Origin of the sequence: Pseudomonas sp. NFIX10 (assembly GCF_900111955.1) — a bacterium.
Classification (GTDB): Bacteria; Pseudomonadota; Gammaproteobacteria; order Pseudomonadales; family Pseudomonadaceae; genus Aquipseudomonas; species Aquipseudomonas fluorescens_AA.
On record NZ_FOKH01000028.1, the window covers coordinates 51,268 to 62,556 of the forward strand.

The 11,289-nt window shown below is 55.8% G+C and carries 5 protein-coding genes and 2 pseudogenes; 6 read left to right on the forward strand and 1 reads right to left on the reverse strand.

Annotated features, from left to right (window positions below):
- The first annotated feature begins 120 nt into the window (after positions 1–120).
- The 5 genes and pseudogenes from BM321_RS22515 to BM321_RS22540 all read left to right on the forward strand — a co-directional run bounded on the left by BM321_RS22515 (position 121) and on the right by BM321_RS22540 (position 6,466).
- A complete protein-coding gene (locus BM321_RS22515; RefSeq protein WP_092444829.1) occupies positions 121–366 on the forward strand; it encodes a hypothetical protein in 246 nt (81 codons plus the stop codon).
- Between the two features lie 265 nt (positions 367–631).
- Positions 632–2,176, forward strand: a complete 1,545-nt coding sequence (locus BM321_RS22520; RefSeq protein WP_139230527.1) for a hypothetical protein — start codon at positions 632–634, stop codon at positions 2,174–2,176.
- Between the two features lie 869 nt (positions 2,177–3,045).
- A pseudogene (locus BM321_RS22530) lies at positions 3,046–4,472 on the forward strand (IS1182 family transposase).
- A 342-nt stretch (positions 4,473–4,814) separates the two neighbouring features.
- Positions 4,815–5,711 carry a TIR domain-containing protein gene (locus tag BM321_RS22535; protein ID WP_092444835.1) on the forward strand — a complete coding sequence of 299 codons (897 nt, stop codon included), beginning with the start codon at positions 4,815–4,817 and terminating at the stop codon, positions 5,709–5,711.
- On the forward strand, positions 5,708–6,466 hold the full coding sequence (locus tag BM321_RS22540) for a hypothetical protein (RefSeq protein WP_092444837.1): 759 nt from the start codon (positions 5,708–5,710) through the stop codon (positions 6,464–6,466). The genes BM321_RS22535 and BM321_RS22540 overlap by 4 nt, the downstream gene beginning before the upstream one ends.
- 315 nt (positions 6,467–6,781) lie before the next feature.
- On the opposite strand, the gene BM321_RS22545 is transcribed toward BM321_RS22540, so the two are convergent.
- Positions 6,782–10,627 carry a hypothetical protein gene (locus BM321_RS22545; RefSeq protein ID WP_139230528.1) on the reverse strand — a complete coding sequence of 1,282 codons (3,846 nt, stop codon included), beginning with the start codon at positions 10,625–10,627 and terminating at the stop codon, positions 6,782–6,784.
- 376 nt (positions 10,628–11,003) lie between these two features.
- Between BM321_RS22545 and BM321_RS22550 the strand changes: the two are divergent.
- A pseudogene (locus tag BM321_RS22550) lies at positions 11,004–11,240 on the forward strand (IS3 family transposase); the annotation flags it as partial.
- Positions 11,241–11,289: the final 49 nt, after the last annotated feature.

Below are 11,289 nucleotides of genomic sequence, written 5' to 3' on the forward strand. Positions count from 1 at the left end.
CGCTTCCGGCAGCGCGGACAGTCGACTTGAGTGTCGAAGGAAGCAAGCTACCCCCATCCCACCCACGACGGGCCTCCCCCCGTCCTGGGGGCAGGCCTTTCTTTGTTTTTGGAGGCCTTAATGAAAAATCGACTGGCAATGTATAGAGCCCTGAAGGCTATCAACGTGCCTGAGCAGCAAATCGAAGCAGTTATCCAAGCCATGGACTCTGATGTGCATTTATCCTCTGCAGGTAAATCCGATCCCGACGCAGCGCAGTTTCGGGCAGAGCTATCCCGGTTTGGGGTAAGTCTCCTGATGAATATCGGCGTGATGCTCTCCGTCGCGACGGCGATTCTCTTTGCCGCGGTCGCGTTTGTTCGTTAACGAGACCACCTTTTTCTGTTGGTACCAGGAGCCACCTGTTCTAGGACAGGTGGTTTTTTTGTGCGCAAGTCACTTGATTGCACAGGCCGTAAAGACATTTGACCAAGGGCACCTATCGGCCAAAAGCAGCCCTTCGATGTGTCTAGACACTTCGGGGCGATTCACTCACCCGGTGGCACTGAATAACTGCTGCTGGTTATAGGATGTCAATAACGCGGTGGATATGGAATTATTGGTCGCTCCGAATATATAAGGAAGAATGCTGTTGTCTGCTACCAAGGATCTCATTTCCCTGCACCTAGATAAGGCAGCGGCGCAACTGCGTGCCGAGGCGCTTGAGCAAAACCGGGCCCTCCACCTGGAATTGCAAGAGCTCAAGTCGTCCAGCGCTCTTCTGCTCCACGAAGTCCAGAGCCAGATCGGCAATGCCGAGGCTAAGATCTCCGAGCGGGCCATTGAGAAGACACTGTCGATTCTTCATCACATCAAGCAGTGGATACTCGCGGTCGGAACCTTCATCACCCTGGCATTGGCCGTGGGAGCATTCTTTGGCTACAAGAACCTTGCCGACAGTTTGACGAACACCTTCACGAACAAGGTTGATCGGTGGTTGCGCTTCGAGGACGGTGATAGCGATGAAAGCAAGGCGCTTGATGCAATGCGCACCCAAGCGCTGCTAGACGCCTACATGGTGCGTTTCGCCCGTGAGCGTGTGGGTGGGCGCAATGGTTCATTGTCTCTGACGGAAGCTGAGCGGCAGCGTCTACTCGCGATCCTTCAGGATCCCTCATCGGATGTCGGGCAGTTCTCCGACGCGTTGACCATCATTACCCGAAGTCGTGGGCTGTTCGCGCCGACCTGGATGGAGGATCCAACCGGTAAAGCCCTTGCCCAACTGGTGAACGAGTCGTCTTTGAGCCAGCACAAGCGGGTTTTGTTGCTGGAGCGCCTGAAATTCGACCGTGCTTTCCTACCGTTCTCGCGCACCCTCGTCGCTGACGTAGATAACATTTGGTCTATGAAAATGCTGGCATTCGATAACCTCAAACTGTTCGAAGATCCTATGGCCTTGGAGTTCGCCCGAGCCAATGTGGGCAAGGTGGACCGTTATTATCGTTCCCAGCTGGCGCTCTATATCGCGCAGGAGACAGGGTCTTATGTGGCGGTGAACGAATATGCACAGTTCCTGCGCCAGACAAAGCCAGAGCTGTGGCAGTCCGATTTTTTGGGACTGGTGGCAGGCCTGGGTGGAATCTTGCCAAGCACCGGTGAGTTGCCGCTGGAGGATATCAGCGCCCTGATCGCTGATAGTGTGCTGCTGGGGGCAGGCATTCGCCTGACTGATCTGTTAGGTTCCAGACGCTTGGCGCTTGAGTTGGATGGAGGCTACGCAGCGCTGGTTGAGCCCGGCCGCTGGCTCAATGAGCCAAGCGTGATTGGTGCGATTATCCGACATCGGCCACTTTCACCTGATTGGTTGGCCAGGGTGGTCTCGTTCTTCCAGGTCAATGACCAAGGTTACGAACTGGCGACGCTGCAACTAACGCTTCGAGACAAGGACCGCCTGCTGACGCAACAGGGTGCCGTCGCCGCCAGCGACGTGCGTGGCCAGGTGTGGTTGAGGGTTGAAACTGTTCCAGGGGGACATCGGCTTAGCGCGACCTGGCGCGATGCGAACACAGGGCGGATATCGGCAAGCGTGATCGAGTCACCGCAGCGCTTGCCAAACAGCCTTTTCCAACTGTCGTTTGATCCTCAGTTGTTGAAAAGCCTGACCTATCAAACGCGCGTCTATGAAGACTACCTATGATTTGAAGAGGCGCTCAGCCTTGCTGGGTCTAGGGGGTGTAGAAGTTACTCAGTGAGTATCGCCAGCAGGGCATTCCAGCCCGGCCACACCTTCGCAGGACAAGGCTTTTTGCAGGCTGCACTCTCCAGCATTCCACCATTGCACGAGGCCAGATAGAACCGGCGCGGCAACACGCCGAACATCGGCTACTACTAGCCGCCTTGGCACACCATGGCAGCGCTGTCACGAGTCGCTGCAAGACTGAGCAGGGCGCTTAGCTGGTAATCGAAGGTGGGTAGAGGTGTTGGCTGCAAAACGACAACTCTCCGGAACAGGCGTTTAATACGCTGCGAATGTCCGCTTCTGATCGATTTCTGCCGTTCGTGGCGGGCAGCAATCGGCCCAGAGTGTGTCAAAACCCTTGTGAGCGGCTTCCACTCTAGTGTTTTTTCCTACTCAGCCCAGGTCAGACATCAGTTGCTTAGATTCAGTATAAGATTCCGGAAATCAGCAGGTACGCCGACAACGTGGGCTAGAGGCTAGAAATCTGGGGGTTGGACGATTGCAAGCAACGTTTCATATCTTTGTCCGGTTTGTGGATACCCCGGGCTTGAAGAGCCTCCATACGATGAGTTTGGCTGCTCTTCGTTTGGCATGTGCCCGTCCTGCGGTACGCAGTTTGGCTATGATGACGCAACATCTGCTCATGCTGATTTGCGGAAATTATGGATATCTAAAGGAATGCTTTGGTGGAGCAAAGCTCAAGCGTCGCCGAGTGGTTGGGACCCGGTAAGGCAACTACAGGCGGTTGAAAAACGCATCAATATCTGAACAGAATACCGCTCTTAGCCCTGCTATGATTTCTGAGGATTTCATCGCAGGGATCGCCCATGAAGCGCTTTATCCAAGGTGAACATCGAGGCCAAGAAACCTTCCTTCCCGCGAGCCTCGAAGATTACGTCACGGATGCCAATCCGGTGCGCGTAGTCGACATCTTTGTCGACGAACTGGACCTGGTCAAACTAGGTTTCGAGGGGGCCTTACCTGCTGATACAGGCCGGCCTACCATCCCTCGATCCTGCTGAAGATCTACATCTACGGCTATCTGAACCGCATTCCATCGAGCCGGCGTCTTGAACGAGAAGTCCAACGCAACGTCGAGCTGATGTGGCTGACCGGGCGTTTGATGCCCGATTTCAAGACCATCGCCAACTTCCGAAAAGACAAAAGCAAGGCCATCCGAGGTGTCTGCCGCCAGTTCGTGGTGCTGTGCCAGCAGCTAGGACTGTTCGAAGATAACCTGGTCGCCATCGACGGCAGTAAATTCAAGGCCGTCAATAACCGCGACCGCAATTTCACCAGCGCCAAGCTGAAACGGCGGATGGAAGAAATTGAATCAAGTATCAATCGGTACCTGACTACGCTCGACGAAACCGATCGGCAAGAACCCTCGGTCGCTCAGCCCAAGGCTGCTCGTCTGCAAGAGAAAATCGACAAGCTCAAAGCTCAGATGAAAGAGTTGCAGGTCATTGAAACTCAGCTCAACGAATCACCGGATAAACAGGTCTCACTGACCGATCCAGACGCCCGTTCCATGATGACGCGCGGCACTGGAATCGTCGGTTACAACGTGCAGACAGCAGTCGATACCCAGCACCATTTGATCGTTGCGCATGAGGTGACCAACGTCGGTTCCGACCGCGATTTACTCAGCTCGATGGCCAAGCAGGCCCGCGAGGCGATGGCGTCAGATACGTTGTCGGTAGTGGCTGACCGAGGTTACTTCAAAAGCGAACAAATCCTAGTTTGTCACGATGCAGGCATCACCGCCTATGTGCCCAAGCCGATGACCTCTGGAGCCAAGGCTGACGGGCGTTTCAATAATGATGCCTTCATCTATGACGCGGCAAAAAACGAATACATTTGTCCCGCTGGAGAGGTGTTGATCTGGCGCTTTTCCAGCGTTGAAAAAGGCCTGACGTTGCACCGTTACTGGAGTTCTAATTGCCAGGGATGCGCAATGAAACCGCAGTGCACACCGAGCAAGCAACGGCGAGTTCGGCGATGGGAGCATGAAGCCGTATTGGAGGAAATGCAGAACAGGCTGAGCAACGCGCCGGAGATGATGCGGATCCGAAAACGGACTATTGAGCATCCCTTCGGGACGCTCAAACAATGGATGGGTGCGACGCACTTTCTGACACGAAAGCTTAACGGGGTAAGCGCCGAGATGAGCTTGAATGTGCTTGTCTACAACCTGAAGCGGGTCATGAAAATCATCGGCACCACTGGCTTGATGAAAGCGTTAATGGCGTAAAAAACGGCCTTTTTTACCCCATCAAAGGGCTTTAAGAGACTACTGAGCCGCGTCAACTGTTCCTGAAAACGTCGTGACCTTGATCAGGTTGCAAAACGTGAGCACGGTCTCCCAGCGCGGATGTAGAAAACCCAATCTGACGTTTTTACACACTCTGGGCCAGAAGCGGACGTTGCAAGTGCATTAAATAAATCTGCCCCCTTTTCTGTTGAACGGCACCTCGAAAAATTTTCTCGACCTGACCGTGCTACCTCCAGGCTCCACCTCCCATCTCAACCTTCTATTGCACTGGCACACCGGCTAAGACATCATTTAGCCACTACCCATAACAAGGATGCAGTGATGCTGGAGCGATTAAGGAAAGACCGTGACGAGCTGGTCGAACAGCTCATGGTGCAACCGCTGGTCAAACAAGACAGGCAACGTGCGGATTATTTGGCAGAGCACGGGGAGCTGAAAGATTTCAAAGCTGGCGAGGCGCTCATTACGTTTGGCGAGTCAGCCACGGACGTTTTCTTTCTGCTAACGGGTTCTGTGGCGATCAGTATCGGCAAACGTGTGCTGGTTGAGAATTTCGAAGCGGGCAATCACGTCGGTGAGATTGCTGCCGTCCACGTCACGACACGTACGAGTACCGTGGTCGCTCGCGAAGAAGTGGTGGCAGTTCAACTTTCAAAAGAGCATTTCAAAGGTTTTCTCCTGCAATTTCCCGAAGCAACGCTGGCCTTTGCAAGGGATCTCGCAAAACGGATCGCCGTACGCAATGCCAACGTCGCCCGGCCGCGTGAGAAGCATCGCATCTTTGCGATCTCTTCTGCCGAAGCCCTCTCAGTCGTCGACAGCGGAATCCAGCATTTCACACATGACTCCGACCTTGAATACGCCCCATGGAGCATGCCTCAGATATTCCAGCTATCTAGCTACCCAATGGATGACCTTGAAGCGGAGCTGACCAACTCGGACTTCGCAGTAGTTGTCGCCAACGACGACGACATCGTTAAGTCTCGGGGCACAGAGAAATCCATGCCTCGTGACAACGTCTTGTTCGAGCTCGGTCTTTTCGTGGGTAGATTTGGCCGCAAGCGCACAGTGTTGATGGCGCCTAGCGGTAAAGAGGTGAAGCTCCCCAGCGACCTCATAGGCTTGAGCATCATCTATTACCCTCAAGAAATGACAGAGACCGTTGAGAAGCAGGTCTGGGACAGGGTTAAACGTCATTTCAGGAAGCTAGTTAAATGAACAACCATCAACTTGCAGCCGTCCGCAAAGCAGCAGTCGACGGCCTGGACGGCGCTGTGCGGACGTGGGAAAAGGTCGGGATGATCATGGACAGCATAAATGCCTCCATTGAATCCAGGGCGGGAAATGAAAGCAACATTCCTGGGCATCCGTATGTACAACAGGGAAAGCCAGAGGTGACAGAGTTCGTCGCTCTCGTCGTTGACATGCGCAACTCTTCCGATCGCCTGCAAAATCTTCAGAAATTTCCGGCGATCGATAGCGGTTTCCAAAGGGTCTTCTACGAAACGTCAGCCTTACTGCCGGCATTAGCCACAACAGCCTTGTTTGAGGATGGCCACGTCACGGAATACCTTGGTGACGGGGCGCTCATCCTCTTCAAGGTCGACGCTAACGATCGCGTCAAATCTGTTCGAACCGCCTATCAGGTAGCTGACAACTGCGTTACGCAGACCAGGCAAATCGTCAATGAGCTTCTAGCGGAGAGGTTTGAGCTACCGAATCTTTCAATTGGTGCAGGTCTGTCTCTCAGCAAAGCCATCGTGACGCTTGTCGGCACCTCGGCGTTTATGCAGCCCAAGGCCATCGGGCAATGCGTTTGGGAAGCCTCCAAGTTGAGCTCTGGAACAAACACAGTCCGGGTCTCAGAGAATCTCAAGCAGGCATGGCCACCCGCTGCCGGTGGCACGCTCCGCTTTGAAAGACTATACGACCTCCCAAAAAAAATGGTGGGATTTGAAATTCGCAAGCCCTGAACCACTCCTTTGCATACACCAACGCCTCTTTTCTCTCAAGACCTCTCTGCTTGGGCCTCACAGTTTTCTTGGCGCTCAAAGGTATAAAGACAGAGGGTACTATTTTTTCCGGCAGCTACTGTCAGCTTTTGGCCGTTAGCTGCCCCTTTTGAATAGCTGCTACCGGCCAGGAGCAGTCCTTCAAGTGCAATCTTTCTGACGAAAGCTTTAGGTGGTAAGGCGGAAGTTCAGCAATGGCTGCTTTGCAGCGGATCAGTTCTGGGCAGGAATCCAAAGGGCTCCCCGCCCCCCCCACCTTGAGCACGTGGGTGTAGATCATGGTTGCCATTGCCGAGTTTGTGCACTGCGCTCACCTGTGCGCTGACAGTCGAACAAGGTAAGCCCTAGGACGAATGACTCGATGACTTCGATAGTCTGGGTCCGCTCGCCATGCAGCAGCCTGGCGGCGGCATTCGCAATCGGGAACTCGCCTTGAAGAGCGGCATCCACGAGCTGCAGGCCAGCCCCCTTGATGTCATCCGTGAGCGCCAAGTTGCTCCAAGCCTCTCTCGCTTCGTCGAGAGTCTTGGAGACCGCCCGATAGATGCGCTCCTCCTCGGGCGTCCTGATTCCCTTGCTACTCCAGTACGCATCAATGCCCTGGAGCTCTGCCAACGGATTGGTGAGACGAATAAATGCGTTTAGCGAATCCATCGGAGCTGCCTTTAGTCCTGCGGCGGCGCACCAGGGTTGCGCCAGTTCATTTGGTAGAACCGGGAACAGCCTGTCGAAGCCAGATGTAGCGAGGCTCGTCAATCCGAACCTGTTCATGACGGGCAGGACGCAAATCTTGCGCCCGCCTTCAATGAGAGCACGCCAGGCTGGCCAGCCACTCGCCAAGTCCACGCCTGTTCCATCGGTGTTCACAGGCAAGGTGACCAGCACATCCGCAGGCGGCCACACCTCGGGAATGGTGGCCTCAGCCAGCAAATGAACGCCGATGCCAGGGCTAATGGCGGTCAGCTCGGCCCTTAGCCTACCTTCCAAGTTATTGAACTCGGCTTCGCGATATCGGCGCGCGGCGAATGCCGCCTTGCCAAGCGCACTCCCCTTTGGTGCCGTCCGACAACGGTGGGTGAGAAACGGCTGCCGCCCTCTTTTCTCAGACTCACCGGCCATCGTCTGCAACATTTCTACAAGGCGCCGTAGCTCACCCAACTCCTTCGGAGCCTCGATTGATAACACATCCCATGGCTCCTCGGACGCCGCAGTCGCGATGCTCTTTTGTATGTCGGCAAGCCAGGCCATGTAGGCCGGAGCACCCTGCGGCAGCGCAAGAAACCTCCGGACAAGATCCGTGGAGCAACTGGACAGGATCGATGGCAGCCTCGACCACCTCCGGACTCCAGCAGTTGGCGGCTCCTCCTGTGGCGCCACCAAACTGATAGCTGCGTCGTATACGCGCCCCAAGGCGTTGAGCGCAGTGGCATCTGTCTTTCCTCTGAACTGCCCGTCAAGAAGCGCTCTGAGATTAGGGACGAGCAGATTGAGCAGATCCAAGCATTGCGCTAGATAGGCGGTGTAACTCTCAGTAGCCAAGTAAGCGTTGAGTATGGCCAGCCACGCACGATTGCGGGCGACCTGCTCGGGTGCAGGAACGTTCGCCCTGGGCATGCGTTTGCGAGCAAGCGGGTAGTCCCCGGCTGTGGACGGGACGATGGCCCCGTCAGCTCCGAGCGCGGTGTTGAACACAATATCTGCTGCAGGAGTAAGCGCCAACAAGGTCCTACAAGTCTGATACACGTCGTGGTCAAGGTCGGTCTGCACGGAGGTAGCTACAAACCAGATGTCTGAGCGAACCTCTTGACCTTCCTCACATGGACTCAGACTCGGAGCCTCAGCCCAGGCCACATTGTCGGAGAAGCGCTGGAACAATGCGTCTTGCCCTACTGCATTCACCCAGCAGATCGCCAGCGTCCTGTCGACCCTTGCTGTGACTTGGAGTAGCGAAACTACGGCTTGAAAGTCCGCGTCGGCGAGCGGGGGGGAAAAAGTGGCAAGCTCACCCAAGACCGAAGTCGGGATGACTTGACCGAGTAGCGAAGCCATGAGCCGGGTCAAGTCTCCCACGCTGCTCGCCGCCTGGAGCACGCGGCGCAGATCGCTTGGAGCTAACCGAGCCAAAAAGTGAGCGGTTAAACCTGAAGCGATAACGTCAGTCCTGATTTCAGTGAAGCGTCGGGATGCAGGTACCGTCGGACCGATATCCGGTGGCTCGATGTCGCTAATCGCGAGTCCGGCAGGCGTTCCCTGCAACGACTTCGGAATTGCTTGTGCTTCGACGGTCTGAAGCCAACGTCTGATCACCCGATGCGCGTTCGTGCGGTCCAGACCCGTCAGAATCGCGCCGAGGAGCGCCGGTGTCGGTGCTGCCTCCAATCTAAGCGCCAGACCTTCAATTACTTCGTCATCGCATTCCTCGTGCCTAGAGAGTGTGCGCTCGAGGAACCGAGACATCTCGGATGCCGGCACCAGCCAAACCGCAGTTGCGGCCGTAGTCGATAACAAGGGCGGAGGGAACTCGTGAGACAGGCGAAGGAGCTCTGCAGATCTCAACTCATGTAACCCCACTATCCTGCCGTCATGTGCGTCTTGAACCAGGTGCTCATTTTTGAGTCTGGTCAGCGCGAGCGAGACCGTGGTCGCGGGCTTGGACAAGACGCGAGGCAACTCTGACACCTCGGCACTGCAACCCGCGGCGTTCACACAAGCCACCGTTCTCAAGACATCTAGCTCGTCGTGTCGATTGACATCGTTAATACGCGCCGCAACCTGCGCGTGCAGCGTCTCGCTCAATCGATGCCCCTGGGTAAGCACGTGGGTGTACTCAAGCAGGTGGCCAGCCGCCAGCGTCCAAGGTTCTCGCCATCCTTGCCAAGCGGTTTGCCCTCTATCCCTCAGCTCCCTCCACACTCGTTCAGCCAGAGTGTCGTCACCCTGAACCTTGACCTGGGCAGCGCGACGGCTATCTACCAGCGGGTAGCGATCCTCCTCCCGTACAGATGCCAAGAGCAGCAGCCCGGGAGTGCGATTTACCTCCGCAGTCAACGCGGTCCAACCCTCTGAGAACCCTCGGCCCACGTCATCAATGATGAAGCCTACGGGTGCATCCGCAGTCGCTCGTCTGGATCGCGCAAGCTGGACAAGTGACGCAATGGCTGCCGGCGGCAGGCGCTGAACCTGAAACCAACGCACTGCGTGGCGACTGGCGTATGCGGCTTCCCAAAGGACTGCTGACTTTCCTGAGCCGGAAGCGCCGTGAATGAGCGCGTTTCTGCGGCTCTCCAGTCCATCTAGAACGGCTGCACGCAGCTCAGGACGTTCCACAACGAGTCCTGCGGCTACGTGCGATGCCTGCGCATCGACACCCAAGTAGAACAGCGGATCCTCATCGGGCGTCAAGAAGTCCACAGCTGAACAGAAGCCCTCGGTTAGTGCTGCCTCAACTACCGCTGATGTCATAAGCGGCTGTAGCGCGTCGAACCGCTGCTGAACATCAGACACGGCAAGCCCAAGATAGGCGTTCGCCGCGCGTGTGCCGTTCTCATCAGAAAGATACCCCACCACGCCCAGGAGGTCCGCGAAGTACATCTCGGCTTCGAAGGAGGTGCAGGCCTGCCTGGCCGAAATCTGGGCTACTGCGCTTCCGCGAGGGTCAGGCAGCACAAGCACTTTGGTTCGCGCAATGAGGCCAGCCAGCCCCTTGCGCCCCTTCAGCTCGACTACGACGGTCGGATAGGCGGAAAGGTCCTGCAACTGGCGGATAGCAGCGCAACGTTCACCAACATTGCTCTCGAGCACCAGCAAAAATTGGTCGTCCGGTTGAAGCCCCTTTCCGTCCCACATTTTCATGACGAAGCCCGCCACTGAGCGAGCTGAAAACGGGCCCATGTGGTCGCGTCGTGACTTGACCTGCGCGAGCGTTCTAGCACTGGCCGTCCGGAGCTCAAGATCGTCACCCCCTTCAGGGACGACGCTGCCGTACACAAACTGGCCGACAAATCCTTCCACGGCAAGGCTTGCCGCAACCGCATCCTGATATCGGAACCCACGTCCCGCATGAGAGCCAGCTCTTGTCGCCAAACCAAACCTCCCTTTTCGATGGCCATACAAATTCGTCACGCGTTCGTTCCAAGCGATGGCTAGAGGACGATATCTCTTAAAGACGTTACCCCTCAAAGTGCAAGTTCTGGAGCAGGGAACGCGAGGAATATGATGTCGTATAGCCCTTCATTGAGCGATAGTCCACATTGCGAACCGGCTCCGTCTACTCATGTTAAGCGTCGAACGGGAGTTTACAGGCGTCTAGCTTGACAGATGAAAAGCCGCTCCCGCTGCAAAGGAGACGTTATCAACCTGACGATGAACGTCCGCTATGGGTTGTCAGCTGCCTTGGGGACAGGCAGCAACCGGCCAATAGCTGCCTCTCACCAAAGTCCGGTTTGAGCCAAATGCAGGCAATCGCCCATGTCGGCATCGCATGTGCCAAAGTATGAGTCAAAGCAGGGGCCGTCATGGAAATTGTTGGGATAATGCACCGATAGAGCGAGTGTTTTGCAGCTTGAGAATTGAATGGATACCGCCCGTAGGCTACATGACGACTCAAGAAGCGCACCGAGACATTAGTCAATACTTGTTGCATCGGTACAACTGGATTCGGCAGCACCAATTCAACGATGGGCTGGCCCCGGCTCAAGCCGAGAAGAAACTTAACGTCGTGTCCGTGACTAATTAGCCACTACACTCTGGTGGATCTGAGAGCAATCACCGCTAAATTCAAGTAA

What these genes read in the sequence shown, in the direction of transcription:
- BM321_RS22535 (WP_092444835.1), top strand. Translation starts at nt 4,815, where the DNA reads ATGCTGGAGCGATTAAGGAAAGACCGTGACGAGCTGGTCGAACAGCTC.
- BM321_RS22515 (WP_092444829.1), top strand. Translation starts at nt 121, where the DNA reads ATGAAAAATCGACTGGCAATGTATAGAGCCCTGAAGGCTATCAACGTG.
- BM321_RS22540 (WP_092444837.1), top strand. Translation starts at nt 5,708, where the DNA reads ATGAACAACCATCAACTTGCAGCCGTCCGCAAAGCAGCAGTCGACGGC.